A 24,485-nucleotide genomic window follows, 5' to 3' on the forward strand; every position below is an offset into this window, starting at 1 on the left:
GGTGCATGGGATCGCGCTGTCAAGGGCTTTGCCCTTGACCCACCAAAGGGCAGATGCCCTTTGGAAACCCATTCGTTATCAAATGATTGGGGTGCAGGGCCTCAGGCCCTGCCGGGTCCAGGGCAGAGCCCTGGCCTTTAACCCTGCGCGGCGACGAAGCGTTCCAGCCAGTGGATGGTGTAGTCGCCTTTCTGGAATTCGGGGTCGTCGAGGATCTTGCGGTGCAGGGGGATCACCGTCTTGACGCCGTCGATCACGAATTCGTCCAGCGCGCGGCGCATCCGTGCGATCGCCTCGGCCCGGGTGGGGGCGTGGACGATCAGCTTGCCGATCATGCTGTCGTAGTAGGGCGGCACGCGATAGCCGGCATAGAGCGCGCTGTCGATGCGCACGCCCAGGCCGCCGGGCGGATGATAGACCGTCACCGTGCCGGGGGTGGGCATGAAGGTTGCCGGGTCCTCGGCATTGATTCGGCACTCGATGGCGTGGCCGCTGAAGCGGATGTCCGACTGCTCGTAGCCCAGCGGTTCGCCGGCGGCGATGCGGATCTGCTCGCGCACCAGGTCGACGTCGCAGAGCATTTCCGTCACCGGATGTTCCACTTGCAGGCGGGTGTTCATCTCGATGAAGCAGAACTGGCCGTCCTGATACAGGAATTCCAGCGTGCCGGCGTTGCGGTAGCCCAGCTTGCGCAGCGCCGCCGTGGCGGTGGCGCCGATCGCGTCGCGCTGCTCGGCGGTCAGGGCCGGCGAGCCCGCTTCTTCCAGCAGCTTCTGGTGGCGCCGCTGGAGCGAGCAGTCGCGCTCGCCGAAATGCACGACGTCGCCATGGGTATCGGCCAGGATCTGCAGCTCGATATGCCGGGGCCGGTCCATGTATTTTTCGAGATAGACCTCGTCATTGCCGAAGGCGGCACGGGCTTCGGTCCGGGCGACGCTCCAGGCCTCGGCCAGCTCGTCGGCGGTCCGGGCGACCTTCATGCCGCGCCCGCCGCCGCCGGCGGCGGCCTTGATCAGCACCGGATAGCCGACCTGCTCGGCCACCGCGCGGGCCTCGTCCAGGCTGGCCAGCGCGCCGTCCGAGCCGGGCACCAGCGGTACGCCCAGCGCCCGCATGGTCGTCTTGGCGGTGATCTTGTCGCCCATCATCCGGATGTGCTGGCCGGTCGGCCCGATGAAGGCCAGGCCATGGGCCTCGACCGTCTCGGCGAAATCGGCGTTCTCGGACAGGAACCCGTAGCCCGGATGGATCGCGTCGGCCCCGGTGATGGTCGCGGCCGACAGGATGGCGGCGACGTTCAGGTACGAGTCACGCGAGGCCGGCGGCCCGATGCACACGGCTTCGTCCGCCAGGCGCACATGCATGGCGTCGGTATCGGCCGTGGAATGGACCGCGACCGTACGGATCCCCATTTCGCGGCACGCGCGCAGGACCCGCAGGGCGATTTCGCCACGATTGGCGATGAGGATCTTGGAAAACATCTTACTCTATGATGGCCAGGACTTCGCCGAACTCGACCGGATCGCCCGACACGACCAGCAGCTGCTTCAGCGTGCCGGCGCGGGGGGCCTTGATCTGGTTGAAGGTCTTCATCGCCTCGATCAGCATCAGGGTCTGTCCGGCGGTGACGCTCTGTCCTTCGGTGACGAAGGGGGGGGCGCTGGGGTCGGGCGTCAGATAGGCCACGCCGACCATCGGGCTGGTGACTGCGCCCGGATGCTTGGCCGGGTCGGCCGGCGCGGCGGCGGCGGCCGGGGCGGCGAGGGGAGCCGCCGCCGGCACGGCATGGACCACGCCGGGCGCGGCGCGGGCAACGCGGATGCGGTTGTCCTTCTCCGCGATCTCGATCTCGGTCAGGCCGGTTTCGGTCAGAATTTCAGCCAATGCCCGAATGGCATCCGCGTCCACGAGCAGTCGGCTCATCGATCGTTCTCGTCCAGAATCATGTCTGTCATCGCCTGAAGCGCCATTGCATAGCCACGCACGCCCAGACCGCAGATGATTCCTGCGGCGGCCCGGGAGCAATAGGTATGATGGCGGAATTCTTCGCGGCGGTGAATGTTGGAGATATGGACCTCGATCACCGGCAGCTCGACGGCCAGGAGCGCGTCGAGCAGGGCGATTGAAGTGTGGCCGTAGGCGGCCGGATTGATAACGATCCCCTGCGCGCGGTTGCGGCATTCCTGCACCCACGACACCAGCTCGCCCTCGCCGTTGGTCTGGCGGAAGTCGATGGCGACATCCAGGCGCTCGGCGGCCTGGATGCAGATCTGTTCCACGTCGTCCAGGGTCGCGCGACCATAGACTTCGGGCTGGCGCATTCCGAGCATGTTCAGGTTGGGCCCGTTCAGGACCGCGATCAGAGGGCGCTTTATCATCACAGGCGCCGTAGCACGACCTTCGGCCGGTTCCAAGAGAATGATCATGGCCGGCGCGGCCGCCCGGTCGCAGGCCTGTATCGGGGCGGCAGTAATGAAGGCTGAAAATTGCCATAATTGACGGTGCAAATGCCGGCGGCACGGGAAAACCGGGGCGGCGCCGAATCTTCTCGGACTGCTGCGCCGGTATCGTGATGGAAAAAACTGGACTCAACGGTCGCGGGACTGCTTTATTGTGACCCGATACTGGCTGATTGATCCGAAGAGGACTGAAAGCGCATTGGAACTGCACCGGACACGACGAGGAATGCGAATGGGTGGCCAGGCGATGCTGTCGCTGCTCTGCCTCGTTTTCTTCGTGTCGGCCGCCTGTGCCCATGAGGGAGCGGATACGGCGCCGGTGCGCGCATCGTCCGATGCAGAAGTGTCCGATGCCCAGGCCCTGGGGGCCGATGGCCGCCCCGTGACGGCGTGGGCGGCCTCGGTCCACGCGGCGCTGGCGCGGCGGTCGCATGCGTTGGCGGCCGCCAGCCGGTCCGCGCTTGCCTGGTCCGAGCAGGGGGTGGCCAGCTGGTATGGCCATGCGCGCCGTCCCCGGCATGAGGTGGTGCGCCGGACCTCGTCGGGCAGCAATTTCGACCCCAGGGCGCTGACGGCCGCGCATCCGACCCTGCCGATGGGGACGCGGGTGCTGGTGCGCTCGCAGGATACCGGTCGTTCGGTGGTGGTGACGGTGAATGACCGTGGCCCGTTCCTCGGCCGCCGCATCATCGACCTGTCCCCCGCCGCGGCGGCACAGCTGGGGATGCTCAATGCCGGGACCGCTCATGTCGTGATTCAGCCGGCTTCGCCCGTTGAAGTCGCGCAGGCTGAAGCCTCGGACAGCAGCGCGGACGCGATTGCCGCCGCAGGGCCGCATGCGGTGCGCCGCGCGACGGACGCCGCCCACCGCCACTGACCGGTTGGTATTGGTCGCCGGCGGGGGCCAGCCTTGCCGTCGCCAGCGGGGCTTTTGAAACCGCCTGTTACTGGGATTTGTTACTGGAGCTTGGCGGAGCGGGCCTGTTCCATCTCCTCTTCCAGCCCCGCGTTCAGTTCCGCGCCCAGCATGACGACATAGGCGGTCACGAAGAACCACATCATCGTCGCCACCACCGCGCCCAATGGCCCGTACGTGGCGTTGTAGGTGGCAATGGTGCCGATATAGTACGAAACCCCGACCGAGGTGACGATCCAGATCAGGGTTGCCGCACAGGAGCCGGGCAGGATGCGGCGCCACGGGACGGCGGGGCGGCTGGGCCCGAGCCGGTAGAGCAGCGTGCAGGCCACGAGGACGAACAGCAGCAGCAGCAGCGGGCCGCCCATCTGCACCAGCAGTTCGATCGACCAGGGCGGCGGTGCCAGGCCCAGCCGTTCGGGGATGAAATTGATCAGGACCGGCAGTGCCACCATGACCGCCAGCGTCAGCACCGCGCCGCAGATCGCGCACAGTGTCATGCCCAGCGCCACCATCTGGAACCGAATGAAGCCCCGTGTCTCGGTGGTGCCATAGGCGATATTGACGGCAGCGATGATCGAGCGCGTGGCGGCCGAGGCCGACCATAGTGCGATGGTGGTGGAGATGATCAGGTTGAGTGTCAGCGACGAATGGGGCTCGGCCGCCAGCGTGTGGATCCGTTCGCCGATCAGGGTGAAGGCCGAGGGCGGCAGCAGGTGCCGCAGCAGGTCGAGTTGCGGCTCCACCGTGTCCGGGTCCAGCACCAGCCCGTAGATCGAGATCAGGGTGCTGATGGCCGGGAACAGGGACAGCGTCGCATAGAACGCGCATCCCGCCGCGGCCAGGGTGATCTGGTCCGATGTCAGGTTATGGAGCATGCGGCGCAGGACCGGCCGCCAGAGTCGCCTCAGATCAGGGGTCGTATCGGCAAGATGATCGGGTTTGTCTGGCTGCAGGACGATCAAGTTCGCTCCGTCGGTCGGGTGTGGGGCGGCGTGCGCCCCGTGGTGGGCGGCCATTGCCCGGCGGGTTTGCACTACCTAACGAAAAAACATGCGCAGGGGACGATTTTTCTGTTGCGCGCAAGGTGCTTTGCCCCCATATGCGCTCTCCACGCAACAACGCACGTGCCACTGGCCCTCTGAGGTTACGCAACGACGTCAAGCGTTCTGGCAATTGGGGGCCCTTCAGGGCCCGGTTCTGGTCGCTGGTCCGTTAGACCGTTTCGCAACACCTGTCCGGCGCAAGTTCCGGATGGATTTCACAGAAGGGATTTGGGTGCGATGACTCCCAAAATCGCCCATTTTCTGGCGGAGCATGCTCCCGCCACGCCCTGCCTCGTCGTCGATGTCGACCGCGTCGAGGCCCGCTATCGCTCGCTGCACGATGTGCTGCCGCTGGCGCGCATCTATTATGCCGTGAAGGCCAATCCGGCGGAAGCCATTCTGCGCCGGCTGGTGTCGCTGGGCTCGGCCTTCGACGCCGCGTCGTGGGAAGAGATCCGCATGTGCCTCGATGCGGGTGCGCAGGCGCAGGACATTTCGTTCGGCAACACCGTCAAGAAGGTGTCGGCGATTGCCAATGCCCATGCGGCCGGTGTGACGATGTATGCTTTCGACTGCATCGAGGAACTGGAAAAGCTGGCCCGCCATGCGCCGGGATCGCGCGTCTATTGCCGCCTGATCGTCGAGAACGAGGGCGCGGAATGGCCGCTGTCGCGCAAGTTCGGCACGACGCTGGACAGTGCGCGCGACCTGATGCTGCGCGCCCGCGCGCTGGGGCTGGACCCGTATGGCCTGTCGTTCCATGTCGGCAGCCAGCAGACGACGACCGATGCGTACGAAGCCGCGATCGCGCGGGTCGGCATGCTGTTCACCGACCTGGCCGCGGCGGGGCTGAACCTGCGCATGGTCAATCTGGGCGGCGGCTTCCCGATCCGCTATCGCGAGGATGTGCCGGAGATCGACCGGTTCGCGCTGGCGATCAGCCATGCGATGACCGAGCATTTCGGCAACGATCTGCCGGAGATGATCGTCGAACCCGGGCGCTTCATCGTCGGCGATGCCGGCGTGGTGTCGTCCGAGGTCGTGCTGGTGACCAATCGCGGGCTGAAGGACGATACGCGCTGGGTCTATCTCGATATCGGTCGTTTCGGCGGTCTGGCCGAGACCGAGGGCGAGTCGATCCGCTACGGCATCCGCACGCCGCATGATGGTAGCGCCACGGGTAAGGTGGCGATTGCCGGCCCGACCTGCGACGGTGCCGATATCATGTACGAAAAGGCGCCCTACGCCCTGCCGCTGGATCTGGCGTCGGGCGACCGGATCGAACTGCTGTCGACCGGGGCGTATGTCTCGACCTACTGCTCGACCCGGTTCAATGGTTTTGCGCCGCTGACCGAGCATTATATCTGAAGCTGGCGGCTCCCCCTTTCGCGGGTGGCTTCCGGTGGCAGGCATCTTTGTGAAACCCGTCGCCTCTGGCGACGGGTTTTGCGTTCGAGGGGTGTCGGCAGTCATAATAAAACCATCTTCCTGGGGGTTTCTGTGCGGTGGTCGCCGGTTGACCCAAAGCGTTCCGGTATGCAGAAGCAGGACCGGAGAGGTCCTGTTTTGTATGGGCTGTCTCGTGACGCTGGTACGGGAACGATCCATTTCCATGGGTCAGCCGGTTTCTTCCTCATGTGGATCATCATCAACGGTCGAGGCAGCTATGCTGGAAAGATCGCAGGCTCACGCGCGGGAAAAGGTCAGCGTCCGGGCGATGGCGCATTCTCTCATCGTCGTGTGTGGCGATGGTGCGCGTGGCATGACGATGCGTCATATCGCCCGCTGTCTGGATCAGGATCTGCCTGACGATGTTCTGTTCTGGCTGAAGGTCCGTAATCAGATCGACTGGCTTATGCGGACCAGCCGGCGCGAGGGTGACAGCATCCAGTAATTACGCATCGCGATTGGGTTTCCAAAGGGCGATGCCCTTTGGCGGGGTTCGGGGCGGCGCCCCGACCTGAAGCCACCCCCGAAGCAGGCGATTGGCTGGTGTCGAGACCAGCCTGTCGGTCGCCCATCCCAGCAGCCAGGACAGGGCGAAGGCGGGCGGAAACCAGAGCCAGCCGGTGCGCATGTCGCCGCCGCTGAGGTGGAACAGGCCGACGAGCGGGAACACCACGAACATGTGGGTCAGGTAGATTTCGTAGCTCATGAAGCCGTAGGAGCGCAGCCATCGTGTGCCGCGCATCAGGCGGTGTCGCCCCCAGCCCCACTGGAAGGCGACCAGCAGCAGGGCGCAGCCGAGTGTCAGCACCAGCATCGTCATATTGCCCAGCAGGCTCCAGAGCGCATTTTCCTTCAGGAAGACGGCCAGCAGCGCCAGAAGGGCGAAACAGCCCGTTGCGTTGACGATGCCCGGACGCGGAGTGGGGCGGCCGGCGACCGTCACCGCCGCGCAGACACCGGTGGCGATGGCTGCGAGTCCGGGCAGGTAAGCCTTTTCCCGCCAGATCTCCGGAGCGTTGGCCAGGGCGTCGAGGGCGAGCGGCAGCGACAGAGCGAGGAGGGCGAACAGGCTGGTGCGCAGGCGAGGGATGCCTGCCAGGCAGAGGCAGAGGGCTGGAAAGCCCAGATAGAAGAGTTCCTCGATCGACAGGGACCACAACACGTCCCAGCCGCCGGGCAGGTAACCCGTGTGCCCTTCATACCAGTTCAGGTGCATGGTCAGGGCGGAGACGATCGCGCGCGGCAGGGTCTGGTCGGCGCGGGTGATGGTGTAGTTGGGCACGCCGAACAGGTCGAGCACGGAGAGGATGGCGACCAGGGCCAGCAGGCAGGGTGCGATGCGGGCCAGCCGGCGGGCGTAGAAGGCGCGCGGGTCCAGCGTGGACAGGGAGCCCCAGCGCCGGATCGTGTGGCTGGTGACGAGGAAGCCCGACACGACGAAGAACAGGAACACCGCTTCGTAGCCGAACCAGCTGAAGAGGCGCAGGAGCGGCAGGGGGACGATTCCGGCGAGGCCGGTCTTCGCCAGGGGAATCCGCAGCGCCATGTGGTGCGAGACGACGAGAAGGATCGACGCGCCGCGCACGAGGTCGATGCCGGGATTGCGGCCGTCGAGCGTGCCGGTTCCGGAGGCGGCGTTGGTCATCTATTCGACGGCGGCCCGCAGGCCGGCGCCGGCGGCCAGCGGGCAGAGCGGGAGCGCGCCGGCGAGGAAGGCACCCAGAAGTTCCAGGTCGGGCCGCCAGGAGAGGCCGGTCTGTGCGGCGTCGAGCGCGGCCGCGCCGAAGATGAGGGCGGGGGTAGCCAGCGGCAGCACCAGCAGGGGCAGCAGCACGCCGCCCCGGCGCGCGCCCAGCACGATGGACGCCGCCATGCCGCCGATCAGCGACAGGACGGCGGTGCCCAGTGCCAACCCGCCCAGCAGGATCGGCAGGACCGGCAGCGGCAGGCCCAGCATGATGGCCAGCGGGGCGGCTGCCAGCAGCAGCGGCAGGCCGGTGGTGAGCCAGTGCGCGATCATCTTGGCCAGCGCCACGAGGGCGGGCGGCAGCCCGGACAGCATGAGCTGGTCCAGCGAGCCGTCTTCCAGTTCCGATCCGAACAGGCGGTCCAGCGGCAGCAATGCGGCCAGCAGGGCGCAGACCCAGACGATGCCGGGGGCCATGTGGCGCAGCAGGTCCGGCGACGGGCCGAGGGCGAGGGGAAACAGCGCGCCCGCGAGGATGAAGAACAGCACCGCGCCCAGCGTGTCGGCGCCGTGGCGCAGTGCCAGCCGCAGGTCGCGCCCGATGACGGCCGCCAGCAGGGCGGGGAGGGAGGCCTGCATGCCCTCGGCCTTCATGACCACGACTCCATGTCCATCTCTTCCATGGTTTCCAGGCCGCTCACGCCCGGCAGGTCCAGGGTCCGCGCATCGGGCAGGGGCAGGGGAACATGGGTGGTTGCGATTATGATTCCGCCAGTCTCGCGATGGGCGTGAAACAGGGCTTCCAGCAGCCCGATGGAGCTTGTGTCCAGCCCCAGGCTGGGTTCGTCGAGCAGCCAGAGCGGTGCGCGGGCCAGCATCACGCGCGCCAGCGCGGCGCGACGCTTCTGCCCGGCCGAGAGCATGCGGGCCGGCAGGTCGGCCAGTGGCAGAAGATCGAGTGCCTCCATGGCCTGTTTCGGGTCCGACCCCGCCGCGCGGGCGGGCAGGGCGAGGTTTTCGCGCAGGGTCAGGCCGGGCTTCAGCGCGTCCTGATGGCCGAGATAGGCCACCCGCGCGGCATGGGCCGTGCGGTCGGCCAGGGCGTCGATACCCGCCCATAGCACATGGCCGCCTTCCGGTTTGCGCAATCCGGCGAGAACGCGGAGCAGGGTCGACTTTCCTGCGCCGTTGGGCCCGGTCAGCAGCAGGGCCCCGCCGGCGTCCAGCTGCAGCCCGACACCGTCGAGAACCAGTCTTTCCCCTCTGAAAACAGAGATGTTTTCGACATTCAGCAAGGGGCCGGCGGGGGAGCGGGAGGCAGGAATGGCGATCGTCCTCGGATTGGGGTCGGCGGCGGCGGCACGGCGGCGGAGGCGTGTTCCCGCGTTCTTGTTACCGGGGCCAGCTTGTGTCGTCACTGCGTCCGGGTATGTTCTACGACCGTTGGGAGATCAAGCCGGTTGTCCAGAGGGAACACACCGCCTTCATATGCGGAGCACGTGCCCCAATTGGATAATCCGTTGCTGACGCCACGGAGGAAAAACCAATGAAGTCGGTTGGGCACGATTCAATCAAGACAGGCCGTACGCTTAATGTCGACGGCAAGACGTACCATTATTTCTCGATCCCGGAAGCTGAGAAGACCATCGGCGATGTGACGCGCCTGCCGGTGAGCCTGAAGGTGCTGCTGGAGAACATCCTGCGCTTCGAAGACGGCCGGTCGTACAGCGTCGACGATGCCAAGTCGATTGCCGGCTGGCTGCCGGAAGGCAGCAGCGCGAAGGAAGTTCCCTTCAAGCCCTCGCGCATCCTGATGCAGGACTTCACCGGCGTGCCCGCCGTGGTCGATCTGGCCGCGATGCGCGACGGTATCCTGAAGCTGAATGGCGACCCGCAGAAGGTGAACCCGCTGGTGCCCGTCAACCTCGTCATCGACCATTCGGTGATGGTGGACGTGGCCGGCACGCCGGACGCGCTGCAGAAGAACGTCACCATCGAGTTCGAGCGTAATGGCGAGCGTTATGCGTTCCTGCGCTGGGGCCAGGAAGCGTTCGAGAATTTCTCGGTCGTGCCGCCGGGCACGGGCATCTGCCATCAGGTGAACCTGGAGTATATCGCCCAGGTCGCGTGGACGGCCGACGTCGACGGCAAGAGCTACGTCTATCCCGACACGCTGTACGGCACCGACAGCCACACGACGATGGTCAACGGCCTGGGCGTGCTGGGCTGGGGCGTGGGCGGTATCGAGGCCGAGGCCGCGATGCTTGGCCAGCCGATCGCGATGCTCATCCCCGACGTCATCGGCTTCAAGCTGACGGGCAAGCTGCCCGAGGGCGCGACGGCCACCGACCTGGTGCTGACCGTTACCCAGATGCTGCGCAAGAAGGGCGTCGTCGGCAAGTTCGTCGAATTCTTCGGCCCGGCGCTGGACCATCTGCCGGTTGCCGATCGCGCGACGATCGCCAACATGGCGCCGGAATATGGCGCGACCTGCGGCTTCTTCCCGGTCGACCATCTGACGCTGGACTATCTGCGCCAGACCGGCCGTGACGAACACCGCATCAAGCTGACGGAAGAATATCTGAAGGCCCAGGGCATGTTCCGCACCGCGGAATCGCATGAGCCGGTGTTCACCGACACGCTGGAACTGGACCTGGCGACCGTCGTGCCGTCGTTGGCCGGCCCGAAGCGCCCGCAGGACCGCGTGACGCTGAAGGACGCGACCAGCGCGTTCGAAACCGAGCTGACCGGCGGCCTGGGCGTTCCCGCCGCCGATGCGCACAAGAAGGCCAAGGTGGCCGGCACGAACTACGAGATCGGCCACGGCGACGTGGTGATCGCGGCCATTACCTCGTGCACCAACACCTCCAACCCGGCGGTGCTGATCGCGGCGGGCCTGGTGGCGAAGAAGGCGCGCGCGCTCGGCCTGAAGCCGAAGCCGTGGGTGAAGACGTCGCTGGCGCCGGGCTCGCAGGTCGTGACCGACTATCTGGACCGCGCCGGCCTGACGGAAGAGCTCGACGCGATGGGCTTCAACACCGTCGGCTATGGCTGCACGACCTGTATCGGCAATTCCGGCCCGCTCGAGTCCCACATCGTGGATGCGATCGAAGGCAACAAGCTGGTCGCCGTGTCGGTGCTGTCGGGCAACCGTAACTTCGAAGGCCGCATTTCGCCCAACGTGCGCGCCAACTACCTGGCCAGCCCGCCGCTGGTGGTCGCGTACTCGCTGCTCGGCACGATGCGCGAGGACATCACCACCGCGTCGCTCGGCACCTCCAAGGACGGCAAACCGGTCTATCTGAAGGACATCTGGCCGACCAACAAGGAGATCGCGGACCTGATCGGTTCCTCGATCAACCGTGAAGAGTTCATCAAGCGCTACAGCCAGATCAGCAAGGGCACCAAGGAGTGGCAGGCCCTGAAGGTCGCGACCGGTTCCGAGACCTACAAGTGGGATCCGACCTCGACCTACGTGCAGGACCCGCCGTACTTCCAGGACATTACGCCGGAGCCGAAGCCGAAGGGCGACATCGTGGGTGCCCGCGTCCTGGCGCTGCTGGGCGACAACATCACCACCGACCATATCTCCCCGGCCGGCTCGATCAAGGAAAGCTCGCCGGCTGGCGTCTACCTGAAAGAGCATCAGGTCTCGGCGAGGGACTTCAACTCCTACGGTTCGCGTCGCGGCAACGACCGCATCATGGTCCGTGGCACCTTCGCGAACATCCGCATCAAGAACGAGATGCTGCCGGGCACCGAAGGTGGCCTGTCCAAGCATTTCCCCGACGGGAAGGAAGGCTCGATCTACGATGTCGCGATGGAGTACAAGGCCGAGGGCGTGCCCCTGGTCGTGTTCGGCGGCAAGGAATACGGCATGGGTTCGTCGCGCGACTGGGCGGCGAAGGGCACCCTGCTGCTGGGTGTTCGCGCCGTGATCGCCGAGAGCTTCGAGCGCATCCATCGGTCCAACCTGGTCGGCATGGGCGTTCTGCCCCTGCTGTTCAAGGACGGCACGACGCGCAAGTCGCTGAACCTGAAGGGTGATGAAATCATCGACATCAAGGGGCTGGAGACCATCACCCCGCGGATGACGATCGACATGGAAATCACCCGCGCCGACGGCACCAAGGAAACGGTGCCGCTGCTCTGCCGCGTCGATACGCTGGACGAGGTCGAGTATTACCGGCATGGTGGTATCCTCCAGTATGTGCTGCGTGGGATGACCAAAGCTGCCTGAACGGTCTCTTCTTTCGTTTGATGAGTCTGGCGCCGGCCCGGGTTTTCCCGGGCCGGCGTTTTTTGCTGAGTCCGTCGTGCGGGCCGATCAGGTGCGCAAGATTTTCGACGGCCACGCTGTGCTGCGCGGCATCTCGCTGGACGTGGCGCGCGGCGAGCTGATTTCGATCATCGGGCCGTCGGGCTGCGGCAAGTCGACATTCCTGCGCTGCCTCAATTTTCTTGAAATTCCCGATTCCGGGACGGTGGATATCGCCGGCGTGACGATCACGCGTACCGGCGGACGCTGGACTCGTCAGGAGGAGGACGCCGCCCATCGCCTGCGCGCGCATGTCGGCATGGTGTTCCAGTCCTTCAACCTGTTTCCCCATCGCACCGTGCTGGACAATGTGATGCTGGCGCCCGTGCGCGTGAAGCGCATGCCGGCTGACGAAGCGCGGGCCGAGGCGCTGGCCCTGCTGGACAAGGTGGGCCTGTCCGCCATGGCCACGCGCTATCCCGACACGCTGTCGGGCGGTCAGCAGCAGCGCGCGGCCATTGCACGGGCGCTTGCGATGCGCCCCGACGTGATGCTGTATGACGAACCGACCTCCGCGCTCGACCCCGAACTGGCCGAAGAGGTGCTGTCGGTGATGCGCACCCTGGACAATGAGGGGATGACCCAGCTTGTGGTCACGCATGACATGCGCTTCGCCCGTGCGGCGTCTGACCGCGTGGTGTTCATGGATGGCGGCGAGATCGTCGAGGCCGACGACCCCGACCGGTTGTTCGTGGCGCCGGAAGACCCTCGCACAAGGCGGTTTCTGAGGTCCGTGCTGTGAAGCCCGGCCTGATGGCCCTGCTGCTGGCGTTGGTGATGTTTCTGCCCGTGGCCAGCCATGCCGCGCCCCTGCGCTGGGCGTCGGATGCCGAGGCCAATGTGCCGTTCGTGTTCCACGACCCGGCCGATCAGTCCCGCCTGACCGGCTATGAATACGAGATCGCGCAGGCGATCGCCCGCCGCCTCGGCCGGCAGACCCAGTTCGTCCAGAATGACTGGGACGGGCTGATTCCCGGCCTGCAGCGCGGGCTGTACGACATGGTGATCGACGGGATCGAGATCACCCCCGAACATGAACAGGGCGTGCTGTTCAGCCGGCCCTATTACATGACGACCGAGCGCATCACCGTGCGGCGCGACCAGCAGGGGCTGGACACGCTGGAGGCGTTGCACGGGCATGTCGTGGGTACGCTGAAGGACACCACGGCCGAGCGCATGTTGCAGGCCGATCCGTCGATCAGCATCCGCGCGTACGAGGAAGAGACCAACGCCTATACCGATCTGAAGAATGGGCGGCTGGATGCGGTGCTGCTGGATGGTACCATCGCGCTTTATTATGGGTCGCCGGACCCGGACCTGAAGCTGGTGGGCGCGCCGATCGGGCAGGTGGCGTATGGCGTCGCCTTCGCGCAGGGCAATAGCGTGCTGCGCGACCAGGTGAATGCCGCACTGGACGGCATGATGCGGGACGGCGAACTGCACCGCATTCTGGCGCGCTGGAAGTTATGGACGCCGGCGATGGCCGCCCTGACCGGCGATGCCTCGACGCCCGAGATCGCGCCTGATGCCTGGGACCATTACCGTGCCGCCACCGCGCCGACCACGGGCTGGCGGGCGCGGTTCGATCGCTATGTCAGCTTCCTGCCGCTGCTGCTGCATGGTGCGCTTCTGACCTTCGCGGTATCGGCCTGCGCCATGGTGCTGGCGGTAGGGCTGGGGCTGGCCCTGGCGCTGATGCGCCGGTATGGGCCGCGCTGGCTGGGTGCGTTGGCGACGCTCTATGTCGAGATCGTGCGCGGCACGCCGCTGCTGATCCAGATCCTGTTCATCTTCTACGCCCTGCCGGGCATCGGCCTGCGCCTGTCGCCGTTCGTGGCCGGCGTGCTGGCGCTGGGCATGAATTATGCCGCCTATGAGGCCGAGAATTACCGCGCCGGGCTGCAATCGGTGGCGCGTGGCCAGATCGAGGCCGCGATCGCGCTGAACATGACGCATTTCCAGGCGTTGCGCTTCGTCGTGGTGCCGCAGGCGGTGCGGATGGTCATTCCGGTGATGACCAACGATTTCATCTCGCTGCTCAAGGATTCGTCGCTGGTCAGCGTGATCACGCTGACCGAGCTCAGCCAGACCTATGTGCGGCTGTCTTCGACCTATTACGATTATTTCGGCACCGGCCTGCTGATCGGGGTGGCCTATCTGCTGCTGGGCCTGCCCTTCGTGCGGCTGGCCCGTCTGGCCGAGGCGCGGTTTCATACCGGGCGCCAGCGGCAGGGGCATATCTGAGGACCAGGGCTCCGCCCTGGTCCTGGCAGGGCCTGAGGCCCTGCGCCCCAATTATTTGATAATGAATGGGTTTCCAAAGGGCTTTGCCCTTTGGTGGGTCAAGGGTAAAGCCCTTGCCGGGAATATGGTTGATGCGTCTGGCACATGTCGGTGCTGTTTTATGTCACGTTGTGCATAAATGGTGGGAAGCCTAAAGAAAACCAGTCGAAGACAACCCGAACGTCATGTGGTCATGGATCTGCTATCCGCTCTGCACAGCTTTGTTCGCGTCGCTGCCACCGGGTCGTTTTCCGCGGTTTCGCGGGAAACCGGCGCCAGTCAGCCGACAATTTCCCGCCATATCGCGCTGCTGGAGGCGCATTATGGCGCCACCCTGTTCGCCCGGACGACGCGCAGCCTGATGATGACCGAGGATGGGCGCAGCCTGCTGCCCCATGCCTACGAGGTGCTGGAAATCCTGGAAACCGCCGAAACCGCGCTGGGCCGCCGCCGGGCGTCGGTGTCCGGTTTGGTGCGGCTGGGGATCACGACGGCTTTCGGCCTGTACATGACCGGCCGGCTGGGCGAATTGCTGGACAAGCATCCGGACCTGGCGGTGGAACTGATCATGCGCGACGGGTTCGGCGATCTGGTCGAGGAAGGGCTGGATCTGGCGGTGCGCGTGGGTGAGATCGCGGAAGGATCGCTGATTGCCCGCCGCCTGGGCACCGTCAAGCGGATCGCGGTCGCCAGCGGCGACTATCTGGCGCGGCGCGGCGCGCCCGCCCATCCGCGTGACCTGCTGAATCATCCCTGCATCGCCTATACCTATGGCGGCACGCGCCATGACTGGCATTTCGAAGGCAATGGCGAGGAAAGCGTGGTCGCCGCCAGCGGCCCCTTCCGCGCCAACAGCAGCGAGGCGGTGCTTCAGGCTACCCTTGCGGGGCTGGGGATCGGTTTGCTGCCGTCTTTCCAGGTGAGGGAAGATATCGCCGCCGGCCGGCTGATCCGCCTGTTCCCTGAATGGACGGTGCCGGAACTGCCGTTCTACGCCGTGCACACCGGGCCGCGCACGTTGCCGCTGCGGACGCGTACGGTGCTGGATTTCCTGATCGATATTTCGGATGTGCTGCGATAGCGGAAGGATCTTCTTTTTCTGAAGAAAAAGAAGCAAAAAGACTTTTGTTCGTTCAGGAGCCTTGTGCTTGCTCAAGCCAAGGCTCCTGAACAGATTACTCGCCCGGCAGGACCGAAGCCGGATCGCGGCTGGCGCGGACCAGCTCGGGGCTGCCGTTCGTCAGGTCGCCATGGAAGCCGCGCCGCAGCATGGTCGTCCAGCCGTCCATCCAGCCATTGGCGGCGTTGACGAAGCGCTCGGCGCCCGGGTTCTGCGGCAGGGCCTGTTTCAGCCACTGTTCCGGCGGGGCGGGCAGCGTCATGGTGCCCTTGCGGGCCGGGCTGAGCAGGATGGTCACATTCTCGATGTTCGCACCGCGATCGGCGGCAGCTTCGGCGTAGTTCCAGGTCGCGACCAGCATGACGTACGGGATCGGGAAGCCCAGCACGTGCAGGCGGTTGAACGCGGTCTGGATATCCACGCTGTCGCTCAGCGGCTGGCCCTCGATCTGGACATGGCTGGTGAACCAGCATTCCATCACTTTCGACGCGCTGGGGACGATCCTGGACAGGTAGTTCCGGTCGTCGTGGCAGCCATTGTTCATCGAATCGACGGTCGAGAGCGGCAGCGATTGCGTGCTGGCGCGCGCGATGATCACCCCGGTCACGACGCCGCCTTCGGCACGCACCAGCACGTTGCTGAGCAGTTCGCCGTGCGGGCCGCTCTGCGTCGTCAGCACCGGGTGCCAGGTGCCGGCGGGCAGGGGCAGGATGCGTCCGGCGAAGGGGATGGCGCCCGCCAGGTCCGAGGTGATGGGCGGGGCCGCCAGTTGCGGGCCGCCCGCCGTCTGCTGGCCATTGTCCGGCGTGCCGTCCACCGGTGGGGCGGGCGGTGCGGAGTCGGGCGGCGCGTCGGGGGAGGATGACGGTGCCGGCGGCGGCGTGGTGCGGCCCAGGGTGCGGTTGATCCGGTCGAACACCGGCCGCAGGGCCGGGACCGCACGCGTCAGGTACGCCGGCGGGTAGAGCAGCGTCAGCGCCGTGAAGAGGGGGATGCAATAGAGCATCGCGCGCCAGATCGGCGCGCGATGCCAGAGACGGGAAGCTGCGGACATTCAGGTCGCCGTACGGGAAAAGCGGGTCAGCGCAGGACGCGGGCCCGCTGGGCCTCGGTATCGTTGGCGATCTCGGCGCTCACGCCGTTCTCGCCGGAAATGACGCGCACCGTCTTCGCCCCCTGCTGGCGGGCGGAAATCAGCGAGTCGCTCATCATGTCTTCGATCGACCGTACCAGGTCGCGGGCGCTGGCGGCGGCGCCCATCTTGCTCTGGCGGCGCATGACCTCGAACAGCAGCGATGCGTCGATGCCGCCGGTCTCCACCTTCAGGCCGTAGCTTTCGATCATCGCCTCGATCTCCAGCGCCGCGACGCGGGCCACGTCCAGGCCGGTCAGGGCGCGGAAGACGAAGATGCGGTCCAGGCGGTTCAGCACCTCGGGCGCGAAGCCGGCCTGGCGCAGGGCCTCGACCGACTCGGCACGCATGCGGTCGGGGTCGTCGGCCAGGCGGTCGGCGATCTCGGACAGGGCATCGGTCGCGATGTTCGACGTCAGCACGAAGATGGCGCGGACGGTGGAGATCTGCTGGCCGGTGGAGGCCTCGGTGACGTGCCCGTCATTCCACGCGGTGAGGAATTTCTTGAAGACGTCGGGATGCGCCTTCTCGATTTCGTCGAGCAGGACGACGGCGTCGGGCTTTTCCTTCAGGCCGCCGGTCAGCTTGCCGAACGTGTCAGAGCCGACATAGCCCTTGGGCGAGCCGAAAAGCTGCGTCGCGGCATGCGGCGAGCTCATCTGCGTCATGTCGAAATGCAGCAGCGGGCGGTCGAGCTGCCGGGCCATCTGCTTGGCCAGGTAGGTCTTGCCGGTGCCCGGCGGGCCTGCCAGCAGGAAGATGCCGACCGGCTTGCCGCGCACCTGCAGCGCCATGCGGCGGCGGAGCTGGGCGGCGATGTCCTCGCAGACCTGGTCCTGCCCGATTACCCGCGCGCGCAGGCCGGCCGCCAGTTCCTCGGCATCGATCACCGTTTCTTTCTGGTCGCGCGCCAGCATTTCCTCCAGCGCGGTACGATTGGTCAGCCTGGCCAGTACATCCATCATCCACCCCCGTCGGCGCCGTAGCCCCTTGCGCGCCAGCCGTTCGGCGCGGGTTTCGAACATCAGTCCCGCCAGGGCCAGCAGGCTGCTCCCGCCCATCAGCACCGGAAAGGCCGGCGCACACCATTCCATGAAATGCGTCAGGCTGGCGAGTGAAAGATGCAGCGAGGCCGCGGCCTGCAGGCTGGCCAGGACCAGGAAAACGACCATCATGACCGGCATCAGCCGGTTGAGGGCGGGCAGGAGAGCCTTCATTGGACGATCACATCCATAACAAGCATCTGGTCCCGGTGAATGACCGGCAGCGGCGTCGGCCCCAGGACCGTGATGGCCCCCGGCGCCACGCCGGCCGGGCCAGGATCGGAAACCGGCGCGATATCGACCTCGCCGGATATGCGGATGGGCAGCAGCACGGTGCGTGGCTTGGGGGTCAGCGGCACGGTCTGGGTGATGCCGCCCGAACTGACGGTCACGATCCCGCCCGTGCCGGCCTCGTCATAGATCGGCATCTGGACCAGCCGGTATTCCCGCTTGCGGATGCCGGCCAGGATCCGGGCCTGCTGGTCGGGCGTCAGCCCCGATTGCTGCAGGGCGCGCGGCGCGTTATCGGGCGCGATCATGGCGAATTGCTGGGTGCTGGTCAGGGTGCCGGCCCCGGCGGCGGCACCATGGGCGGCATCGCTGACGATCGGGGCGGGCGCCGGGGCCGGGTGCTCGCTCTGGCTGGCCATGCGGGCGCTGAAACCGGCCACGACGATCATGCCCGCCGCCAGGCCGTACCATAGGGGCCGGCCTTTGCCGGGTCCGGCCTCGTCGGGCGCGGCGCGTGCTTCGGGATCGGGCGTCTGCCTCATGTCCGTATCATGCGTGCGCCCCATGCGGTTGGGCAAGCATGCAAACGAGGACGTGATTGTAATGTAATGTAGCCCCTGTGGTTCGCCCGGGTGCTGCCGGCGCATGCACCTTGCGGCGGCATGCGTTATCGCCTATATCAGCTGCATTCCTTCATCTTCCGCTTTTCTTGGGGGGTGGCCTTGCCGGCCGCCTTTTTTGTTTTGGACGCAGACTTACCCTACCTCACCGGCCTGGACGCCAAGGTGGCCGCCCTCGTGGCGCCCGTCCTGGCCGATATGGGATTCGAACTGGTCCGTGTGGCGATCCTGGGCCGGGAGAGCCCGACGGTGCAGATCATGGCCGACCGTGCCGATGGCAGCCTGATCGCGATCGAGGATTGCGAGCAGATCAGCCACGCGGTGGGCGCGGTGCTGGATATCGAGGACCCGCTGCCCGGTGCCTGGACGCTGGAAGTCTCGTCGGCCGGCATCGACCGTCCGCTGACGCGGGCGAAGGACTGGAACCGGTTCGCCGGGCATCTGGCGAAGGCCGAGGTGAATATCCCGATCGACGGCCGCAAGCGCTTTTCGGGCATCCTGCTGGGTGCCGCGGACGGGGTTGGGCGGCTGCGGCTGGAAGATGGAACCGAAGTGGCGCTGCCGCTGTCGGATATGCGTCGCGCGCGACTGGTTCTGACCGATGAGCTGATCGCGGCCAGCGCCCATATGATGGGGGTCTCCGACGGCGGAGACCCGGAAACCCCTGTCCCGCCCGGCGAGAAGCCGGCGCGGAAGACTCACTAAGACGTCCTGGAGGTTCTGATGGATACGTCCGTTTCCCGTCCCGAGCTGCTGCTGGTGGCGGATGCCGTCGCGCGCGAGAAGGCGATCGACCGGGAGGAAGTCCTGGAAGCGATGGAGCAGGCCATCCAGAAGGCCGGGCGTGCCAAATATGGGCATGAGAAGGATATTCGCGCGACCATCGACCGCAAGACCGGCGATGTCCGCCTGTCCCGCTGGACCGAGGCCGTCGAGGTCGTGGAGAATGAGGAAACGCAGATCCCGCTCCACATCGCCCGCAAGTTCAAGCCCGAGATCCATCTGGGCGAGCATCTGGTCGACCCGCTGCCGCCGATCGATTTCGGCCGTATCGCGGCGCAGACGGCCAAGCAGGTGATCGTGCAGCGCGTGCGCGAATATGAGCGCAAGCGCCAGTTCGAGGAATTCAAGGACCGCGTGGGCGAGATCGTGAACGGCACGGTCAAGCGCACGGAATACGGCAACCTGATGGTCGAGATCGGCAGTTCGGAGGCGCTGCTGCGCCGTGACGAGCTGATCCCGCGCGAGAGCTTCCGCAATTCCGACCGCGTGCGCGCCTATATCTATGACGTGCGCGACGAGCCGCGCGGGCCGCAGATCTTCCTGTCGCGCACCCATCCGGCCTTCCTGGCCAAGCTGTTCGCCCAGGAAGTGCCCGAGATCTATGATGGCATCATCGAGATCAAGGCCGTGGCCCGCGATCCGGGGTCGCGCGCCAAGATGGCGGTGATTTCGCGCGATGCCTCGATCGATCCGGTCGGCGCCTGCGTGGGTATGCGCGGATCGCGCGTCCAGGCCGTGGTGCAGGAACTGCAGGGCGAGAAGATCGATATCATTCCCTGGAGCCCCCAGGCGGCGACCTTCGTGGTCAACGCCCTGGCGCCGGCGGAAGTCACCAAGGTGGTGATGGACGAGGAAGCCGGGCGCGTCGAAGTCGTGGTGCCGGACGAACAGCTCAGCCTGGCGATCGGCCGGCGCGGACAGAATGTCCGCCTGGCCAGCCAGCTGACGCGCTGGGATATCGACATCCTGACCGAGGCCGAGGAATCGGAGCGTCGTCAGGAGGAATTCCGCCGTCGCAGCAGCCTGTTCGTCGAGGCGCTGGACGTGGACGACGTCATCGCCGGCCTTCTGGTGACGGAAGGCTTCCATTCGATCGAGGAACTGGCCTATGCCGATCCCGACGAACTGGCCGGGATCGAGGGTTTCGACGAGGATGTGGCCAGCGAGCTGGTCCGCCGCGCCGAAGGCTTCCTGGCCCGCCGCGAGGACGAGCTGGACGAGAAGCGCCGTGGGCTTGGCGTGTCGGACGAGATCGCGGTCCTGGGCGTGTTTTCCAACCAGATGCTGGTGACGCTGGGTGAAAAGGGTGTGAAGACCCTGGACGACCTGGCCGACCTGGCCGGCGACGAACTGGTCGAGTTTCTGGGTGGCGACGTCATCGACGAGGAAGCGGCGAACGAGATCATCATGGCGGCGCGCGCCCACTGGTTCGAGGGCGAGCAGCCGGCCGACGCGCCGGAGGCACCGGAGGCCTGAGCCACGGCGTGTCGGAGCAGGCGGGGCAGGATATGATGGCGGACGCCGAACACGAGCCGGACGACGACGAGCGGGGGCCACTCCGCCGCTGCATCGTCACGCGGGAGCGTGCGGCGCCCGAGACGATGCTGCGTTTCGTGGTCTCGCCCGACCGGATTGTGACACCCGATCTTTCCGCGCGTCTGCCCGGACGGGGAATCTGGTTGAGCGCACGGCGGGATGTGCTAGAAACGGCCCGGACACGGGGGGCGTTCTCACGCGCCGCCCGCGGTCAGGTCGTTGTTCCGCCCGACCTCGATGCAATCCTGGAAGCTGGCCTTGTGCGCCGGATCCTGGAGACGGTGGGACTCGCACGACGGGCCGGTCAGGTGACATACGGTTTCGTCAAGGTGCGGGAATGGATTGAGGGCGGTCGCGCCGGTCTGGTGATACAGGCCGAGGATGGCAGCCCTGACGAGAGGACGAGGTTATTGTCCGGCGCACGGGATCTGCCGATAGCGGTTGTTCCTACGGCGGCGGGTCTGGGGGCGGCATTCGGCCGTGACCATGTCGTGCATGCGGCGATGTCGCATGGCGAACTGGCGCGGCGCGTCCGCATTGATAGTGAACGTTTTGCGGGGCTGTCCGGCAGGGCGGTTCCGGGTTCGTCGGACCAATCCGGCGAACTTGGGTGAACAGGCGGGTACATGAGCGAAGGCAACGATCAGGATCAGGGTAAGGGACGCTTGTCCTTGCGGCCGGCGGGCCGGAAGGAGGTCGGACGGACGGTTGACGCCGGTTCCGTGCGACAGAGTTTCAGCCATGGTCGTTCGAAGGTGGTGCAGGTCGAGGTGCGCAAGAAGCGCGGCCCCGGTCCCGCCCCCGCAGGCAGCGGCTCCGGTTCGCCCGGTGGTAGCCGGGCAGGCGGTGGGCGCGGTGGGAGCGGCGGTCGCGCGCTGACCGCCGCCGAACTGGCCACCCGCCAGCGCGTACTCGAGGAGCAGCGGGCCGAGGGTGTCCGCCGCGAACAGGAGCGGCGCGAGCAGGAAAAGATCATGATCCTGTCCGCTGCCGAGGAAGCGCGGCGGCGTGAGGAAGATGCCCGGCGCGCAGCCGAGGAAGAAGCCCGCGAACAGGAAGAAGCGTCCCGTGCCCGCGCCGAACAGGCCGAGCAGCCGGTTCAGGACCAGTCCGACGCTTCGGCGCCAGGGCCCGTGGTCTCGGCGGTGCCGATCCCCGGTGCGGTCACGCTGGCCCCGCCGATGGAGCGCCTGCGCCCGCTGGCCGAGCGCGCCATCATGCCGGCCCGTCCGGTCACGCCCACCCGTCCGGCCCCGCAGGCCGCGACGCCGGCCCAGCCGCCGGGCGAGACCCTGCGCCTGCGTACCGGGCGTGGTCCCGACACGGAAGAAGAACGCCGTGCCCCGCGTCGCCCCGGCGTCGTGCCCAGCCGCAAGCCGAGCGGCGCGCCGGCGAAGAAGGGGGGCGACAATCGCCGTTCCGGCCGCATCGACGTTCAGGCGGCGATCGAGGGTGACGACGACAAGACGCGTTCGCTGGCCTCGGTCCGGCGCCAGCGTGAGCGTGAGCGCCGGCAGGCGGAGCTGGAGCGCCTGCGCTCCGACCAGGTTCGTGTGGTGCGCGACGTGGTGCTGCCCGAGACGATCACGGTTCAGGAGCTGGCGAACCGCATGGCGGCCCGCCAGGGCGAAGTCATCAAGGCCCTGATGAAGATGGGCGTGATGGCGACCGTGACCCAGTCGCTCGATGCCGATACGGCCGAGCTGGTCATTCAGGAATTCGGCCATCGCGTCCGTCGCGTGGCCGACAGCGACGTCGAAATCGGCATCGAAGGCATCGAGGATACGCCGGAAGACCTGCTGCCGCGTCCGCCCGTCGTGACGGTTATGGGGCATGTCGACCACGGCAAGACCTCGCTGCTGGATGCGCTGCGCACCACCGACGTGGCCGCGGCCGAAGCCGGTGGCATCACCCAGCATATCGGTGCCTATCAGGTGACGCTGCCTTCGGGCGCCAAGATCACCTTCATCGACACGCCGGGCCATGAGGCGTTCACCGCCATGCGTGCCCGTGGCGCGTCGGTGACCGACGTGGTGGTGCTGGTCGTGGCGGCGGATGACGGGGTCATGCCGCAGACGATCGAGGCGATCCGCCATGCCAAGGCGGCGAATGCGCCGATCGTGGTTGCGATCAACAAGTGCGACAAGCCGGGCGCCAACCCCGAGCGCGTGCGTCAGGAACTGCTGTCGCACGAGATCGTGGTCGAATCGATGGGCGGCGACACCCAGGATGTCGAGGTCTCGGCGCTGAAGCGCACCGGGCTGGACAAGCTGGAAGAAGCCATCCTGCTGCAGGCGGAAATCCTGGACCTGCGCGCCAACCCGGACCGGGTGGCCGAAGGCTCGGTGATCGAAAGCCGGCTGGATCGCGGTCGTGGCCCGGTGGCGACGATCCTGGTGCAGAAGGGCACGCTGCGGCGTGGCGACATCGTGGTGGCCGGTGCCGAATGGGGCCGTGTCCGTGCGATGCTGGACGACCGCAACCGCCCGATCCAGGAGGCGCTGCCTTCGACCCCGGTCGAGATCCTGGGCATTGCCGGCGTGCCGGGTGCCGGCGAGCCGTTCGTGGTGGTGGAGAACGAGAACCGCGCCCGCGAGATCTCGGAATTCCGCCAGCGCGTGATCAAGGACCGCATGGCCGCGGGCCAGACGGCCGCGCGCGGCACGCTGGACCAGATGCTGGCGCGTATCCAGGCCGGCGCCCAGAAGGAAGTCGCCGTACTGATCAAGGCCGACGTCCAGGGTTCGGCCGAGGCGCTGCAGACCACGGTGCTCAAGCTGGAGCATGAAGAGGTCAAGGTGCGGGTGCTGACGGCCGGTGTCGGCCAGATCACCGAAAGCGACGTGCAGCTGGCCAAGGCGTCGGACGCGGTGATCATCGCGTTCAACGTCCGCGCCACGACGCAGGCGCGGGAGCTGGCGCAGCGCGAAGGGGTCGATATCCGCTACTACTCGATCATCTATCAGGTCGCGGACGACGTCGAGCAGCTGGTCAAGGGCAAGGTCGCGCCCAAGCACCGCGAGAAGTTCCTGGGTTATGCCGAGATCCGCAAGGTGTTCGACATCACCAAGGTGGGTAAGGTTGCCGGTTGCTACGTCACCGAGGGCGTGGTCAAGCGTGGGTGCGGTGTGCGCCTGCTGCGCGACAACGTTGTCATCCACGAGGGCGATCTCAGCCAGCTCAAGCGCTTCAAGGACGATGTCAAGGAAGTGGCGCGCGGTTATGAGTGCGGCCTGTCCTTCGCCGGCTACAACGACCTGCGTGAAGGCGACATGGTCGAGTGCTACGAAATGGAACTGGTCCCTGCATGAGCCGCAACCCATCACGTGGGAAGGTGAATACGGCTGGGCCGGCGGGGAAACTCGCCGGTCTTGCCGCTTCCGGCCCCAGCCAGCGCCAGTTGCGCGTGGGCGAGGAAGTGCGCCGCGTGCTGGCCGACCTGTTCGCCCGCACCGAATTCCGCGACCCGGAACTGGTCGATGCCCGCATCACCGTGACCGAAGTGCGGCTGTCGCCTGATCTGAAGCACGCCACGGCCTTCGTTGCGCGGCTGGGGCGGAGCGATGTCGACGCGCTGATGCCGGCATTGCGGCGGGTGGCGCCGTTCCTGCGGTCGCGCATGTCGGGCAATCTGCGGCTGCGGGTGGTGCCGGAAATCCATTTCCAGCCCGATACGGCGCTGGATTATGCGATGGAAGTCAGTGCGCTGCTGAGCCAGCCCGAGGTGGCGCGGGATCTGGACTGAGAGAAGGTCTCTTCTTTTTCTGAAGAAAAAGAAGCAGAAAGACTTTTGATCTGTTCAGGGGCACTGTGTGCCCCGGCAAAAAACTCCTGAACGAATAAAAGTTTTTTGGTTCTTTTT

22 protein-coding genes are annotated in these 24,485 nt (G+C 66.4%); 12 read left to right on the forward strand and 10 right to left on the reverse strand.

Annotated features, from left to right (window positions below; all coding sequences use genetic code 11):
• Positions 1-137: 137 nt before the first annotated feature.
• Genes accC through aroQ form a run of 3 tightly spaced genes read right to left on the reverse strand, consistent with a single transcriptional unit; the run spans position 138 to position 2,378 of the window.
• Positions 138-1,481, reverse strand: a complete 1,344-nt coding sequence (accC, locus tag HLH29_RS04215; RefSeq protein WP_182964766.1) for an acetyl-CoA carboxylase biotin carboxylase subunit — start codon at positions 1,479-1,481, stop codon at positions 138-140.
• Between the two features lies 1 nt (position 1,482).
• Complete coding sequence (locus tag HLH29_RS04220) at positions 1,483-1,923, reverse strand: acetyl-CoA carboxylase biotin carboxyl carrier protein (protein WP_182964767.1); 441 nt, start codon at positions 1,921-1,923, stop codon at positions 1,483-1,485.
• On the reverse strand, positions 1,920-2,378 hold the full coding sequence (gene aroQ / locus HLH29_RS04225; RefSeq protein WP_182947759.1) for a type II 3-dehydroquinate dehydratase: 459 nt from the start codon (positions 2,376-2,378) through the stop codon (positions 1,920-1,922). The genes HLH29_RS04220 and aroQ overlap by 4 nt, the downstream gene beginning before the upstream one ends.
• 313 nt (positions 2,379-2,691) lie before the next feature.
• On the opposite strand from aroQ, the gene HLH29_RS04230 reads away from it, so the two are divergent.
• Positions 2,692-3,336: a septal ring lytic transglycosylase RlpA family protein gene (locus HLH29_RS04230; protein ID WP_246373775.1), complete on the forward strand. Its 645-nt coding sequence runs from the start codon at positions 2,692-2,694 to the stop codon at positions 3,334-3,336.
• 80 nt (positions 3,337-3,416) lie between these two features.
• On the opposite strand, the gene HLH29_RS04235 is transcribed toward HLH29_RS04230, so the two are convergent.
• Complete coding sequence (locus HLH29_RS04235) at positions 3,417-4,340, reverse strand: YihY/virulence factor BrkB family protein (RefSeq protein ID WP_408871942.1); 924 nt, start codon at positions 4,338-4,340, stop codon at positions 3,417-3,419.
• A gap of 318 nt (positions 4,341-4,658) precedes the next feature.
• Here HLH29_RS04235 and HLH29_RS04240 point away from each other — a divergent pair, with 318 nt between their 5' ends.
• Positions 4,659-5,789 carry a type III PLP-dependent enzyme gene (locus HLH29_RS04240; protein WP_182964769.1) on the forward strand — a complete coding sequence of 377 codons (1,131 nt, stop codon included), beginning with the start codon at positions 4,659-4,661 and terminating at the stop codon, positions 5,787-5,789.
• Between the two features lie 349 nt (positions 5,790-6,138).
• Entirely contained in the window at positions 6,139-6,315 is a 177-nt protein-coding gene (locus HLH29_RS04245) for a hypothetical protein (RefSeq protein ID WP_170222018.1), read from the forward strand.
• Here HLH29_RS04245 and HLH29_RS04250 read toward each other — a convergent pair whose 3' ends face one another.
• Genes HLH29_RS04250 through ccmA form a run of 3 tightly spaced genes read right to left on the reverse strand, consistent with a single transcriptional unit; the run spans position 6,316 to position 8,852 of the window.
• The gene (locus HLH29_RS04250; RefSeq protein ID WP_182964770.1) at positions 6,316-7,515 is read right to left on the reverse strand and encodes an acyltransferase family protein; all 1,200 of its coding nucleotides are present in this window, start codon (positions 7,513-7,515) and stop codon (positions 6,316-6,318) included.
• Positions 7,516-8,196, reverse strand: a complete 681-nt coding sequence (gene ccmB / locus HLH29_RS04255; protein WP_182964875.1) for a heme exporter protein CcmB — start codon at positions 8,194-8,196, stop codon at positions 7,516-7,518.
• An 11-nt stretch (positions 8,197-8,207) separates the two neighbouring features.
• The gene (ccmA, locus tag HLH29_RS04260) at positions 8,208-8,852 is read right to left on the reverse strand and encodes a heme ABC exporter ATP-binding protein CcmA (protein WP_182964876.1); all 645 of its coding nucleotides are present in this window, start codon (positions 8,850-8,852) and stop codon (positions 8,208-8,210) included.
• Between the two features lie 251 nt (positions 8,853-9,103).
• On the opposite strand from ccmA, the gene acnA reads away from it, so the two are divergent.
• The 4 genes from acnA (at position 9,104) to HLH29_RS04280 (ending at position 15,239) form a co-directional block, all read left to right on the forward strand.
• Positions 9,104-11,797, forward strand: coding sequence for an aconitate hydratase AcnA (acnA, locus tag HLH29_RS04265; RefSeq protein ID WP_182964771.1), 2,694 nt, complete (start codon positions 9,104-9,106; stop codon positions 11,795-11,797).
• 76 nt (positions 11,798-11,873) lie between these two features.
• Positions 11,874-12,617, forward strand: a complete 744-nt coding sequence (locus HLH29_RS04270) for an ATP-binding cassette domain-containing protein (RefSeq protein WP_182964772.1) — start codon at positions 11,874-11,876, stop codon at positions 12,615-12,617.
• Positions 12,618-12,628: 11 nt separating this feature from the next.
• Positions 12,629-14,119 carry an ABC transporter substrate-binding protein/permease gene (locus HLH29_RS04275; RefSeq protein WP_182964877.1) on the forward strand — a complete coding sequence of 497 codons (1,491 nt, stop codon included), beginning with the start codon at positions 12,629-12,631 and terminating at the stop codon, positions 14,117-14,119.
• A gap of 232 nt (positions 14,120-14,351) precedes the next feature.
• Entirely contained in the window at positions 14,352-15,239 is an 888-nt protein-coding gene (locus HLH29_RS04280; RefSeq protein ID WP_182964773.1) for a LysR family transcriptional regulator, read from the forward strand.
• A gap of 94 nt (positions 15,240-15,333) precedes the next feature.
• Here the strand turns inward: HLH29_RS04280 and HLH29_RS04285 are convergent, their stop codons facing one another.
• Genes HLH29_RS04285 through HLH29_RS04295 form a run of 3 tightly spaced genes read right to left on the reverse strand, consistent with a single transcriptional unit; the run spans position 15,334 to position 18,226 of the window.
• A complete protein-coding gene (locus HLH29_RS04285) occupies positions 15,334-16,332 on the reverse strand; it encodes a hypothetical protein (protein ID WP_182964774.1) in 999 nt (332 codons plus the stop codon).
• Between the two features lie 26 nt (positions 16,333-16,358).
• On the reverse strand, positions 16,359-17,627 hold the full coding sequence (locus HLH29_RS04290; RefSeq protein WP_182964775.1) for an AAA family ATPase: 1,269 nt from the start codon (positions 17,625-17,627) through the stop codon (positions 16,359-16,361).
• Positions 17,624-18,226: a hypothetical protein gene (locus HLH29_RS04295; protein WP_182964776.1), complete on the reverse strand. Its 603-nt coding sequence runs from the start codon at positions 18,224-18,226 to the stop codon at positions 17,624-17,626. The genes HLH29_RS04290 and HLH29_RS04295 overlap by 4 nt, the downstream gene beginning before the upstream one ends.
• A 174-nt stretch (positions 18,227-18,400) precedes the next feature.
• Between HLH29_RS04295 and rimP the strand changes: the two genes are divergently transcribed.
• From rimP to rbfA, 5 genes are read left to right on the forward strand one after another with little or no spacing between them, the layout of a single operon-like run.
• On the forward strand, positions 18,401-19,009 hold the full coding sequence (rimP, locus tag HLH29_RS04300; RefSeq protein WP_182964878.1) for a ribosome maturation factor RimP: 609 nt from the start codon (positions 18,401-18,403) through the stop codon (positions 19,007-19,009).
• Between the two features lie 18 nt (positions 19,010-19,027).
• The gene (nusA, locus tag HLH29_RS04305) at positions 19,028-20,563 is read left to right on the forward strand and encodes a transcription termination factor NusA (protein WP_182964777.1); all 1,536 of its coding nucleotides are present in this window, start codon (positions 19,028-19,030) and stop codon (positions 20,561-20,563) included.
• A 32-nt stretch (positions 20,564-20,595) separates the two neighbouring features.
• On the forward strand, positions 20,596-21,237 hold the full coding sequence (locus tag HLH29_RS04310; RefSeq protein WP_408871943.1) for an RNA-binding protein: 642 nt from the start codon (positions 20,596-20,598) through the stop codon (positions 21,235-21,237).
• Positions 21,238-21,249: 12 nt separating this feature from the next.
• Entirely contained in the window at positions 21,250-23,934 is a 2,685-nt protein-coding gene (gene infB, locus HLH29_RS04315) for a translation initiation factor IF-2 (RefSeq protein WP_182964778.1), read from the forward strand.
• On the forward strand, positions 23,931-24,368 hold the full coding sequence (rbfA, locus tag HLH29_RS04320; protein ID WP_182964779.1) for a 30S ribosome-binding factor RbfA: 438 nt from the start codon (positions 23,931-23,933) through the stop codon (positions 24,366-24,368). Before infB ends, rbfA begins: the two co-directional genes overlap by 4 nt.
• Positions 24,369-24,485 lie beyond the last annotated feature (117 nt).

Source organism: Gluconacetobacter tumulicola (assembly GCF_014174215.1).
In the GTDB taxonomy this organism is placed as follows: domain Bacteria; phylum Pseudomonadota; class Alphaproteobacteria; order Acetobacterales; family Acetobacteraceae; genus Gluconacetobacter; species Gluconacetobacter tumulicola.

Bases quoted from the DNA above. Each gene is read 5' to 3' on its own strand.
- accC (WP_182964766.1), bottom strand. From the start codon at position 1,481: ATGTTTTCCAAGATCCTCATCGCCAATCGTGGCGAAATCGCCCTGCGG.
- HLH29_RS04220 (WP_182964767.1), bottom strand. From the start codon at position 1,923: ATGAGCCGACTGCTCGTGGACGCGGATGCCATTCGGGCATTGGCTGAA.
- aroQ (WP_182947759.1), bottom strand. From the start codon at position 2,378: ATGATAAAGCGCCCTCTGATCGCGGTCCTGAACGGGCCCAACCTGAAC.
- HLH29_RS04230 (WP_246373775.1), top strand. From the start codon at position 2,692: ATGGGTGGCCAGGCGATGCTGTCGCTGCTCTGCCTCGTTTTCTTCGTG.
- HLH29_RS04240 (WP_182964769.1), top strand. From the start codon at position 4,659: ATGACTCCCAAAATCGCCCATTTTCTGGCGGAGCATGCTCCCGCCACG.
- HLH29_RS04245 (WP_170222018.1), top strand. From the start codon at position 6,139: ATGGCGCATTCTCTCATCGTCGTGTGTGGCGATGGTGCGCGTGGCATG.
- HLH29_RS04250 (WP_182964770.1), bottom strand. From the start codon at position 7,515: ATGACCAACGCCGCCTCCGGAACCGGCACGCTCGACGGCCGCAATCCC.
- ccmB (WP_182964875.1), bottom strand. From the start codon at position 8,196: ATGCAGGCCTCCCTCCCCGCCCTGCTGGCGGCCGTCATCGGGCGCGAC.
- acnA (WP_182964771.1), top strand. From the start codon at position 9,104: ATGAAGTCGGTTGGGCACGATTCAATCAAGACAGGCCGTACGCTTAAT.
- HLH29_RS04275 (WP_182964877.1), top strand. From the start codon at position 12,629: ATGGCCCTGCTGCTGGCGTTGGTGATGTTTCTGCCCGTGGCCAGCCAT.
- HLH29_RS04280 (WP_182964773.1), top strand. From the start codon at position 14,352: ATGGATCTGCTATCCGCTCTGCACAGCTTTGTTCGCGTCGCTGCCACC.
- HLH29_RS04285 (WP_182964774.1), bottom strand. From the start codon at position 16,332: ATGTCCGCAGCTTCCCGTCTCTGGCATCGCGCGCCGATCTGGCGCGCG.
- HLH29_RS04290 (WP_182964775.1), bottom strand. From the start codon at position 17,627: ATGAAGGCTCTCCTGCCCGCCCTCAACCGGCTGATGCCGGTCATGATG.
- HLH29_RS04295 (WP_182964776.1), bottom strand. From the start codon at position 18,226: ATGAGGCAGACGCCCGATCCCGAAGCACGCGCCGCGCCCGACGAGGCC.
- nusA (WP_182964777.1), top strand. From the start codon at position 19,028: ATGGATACGTCCGTTTCCCGTCCCGAGCTGCTGCTGGTGGCGGATGCC.
- HLH29_RS04310 (WP_408871943.1), top strand. From the start codon at position 20,596: ATGATGGCGGACGCCGAACACGAGCCGGACGACGACGAGCGGGGGCCA.
- infB (WP_182964778.1), top strand. From the start codon at position 21,250: ATGAGCGAAGGCAACGATCAGGATCAGGGTAAGGGACGCTTGTCCTTG.
- rbfA (WP_182964779.1), top strand. From the start codon at position 23,931: ATGAGCCGCAACCCATCACGTGGGAAGGTGAATACGGCTGGGCCGGCG.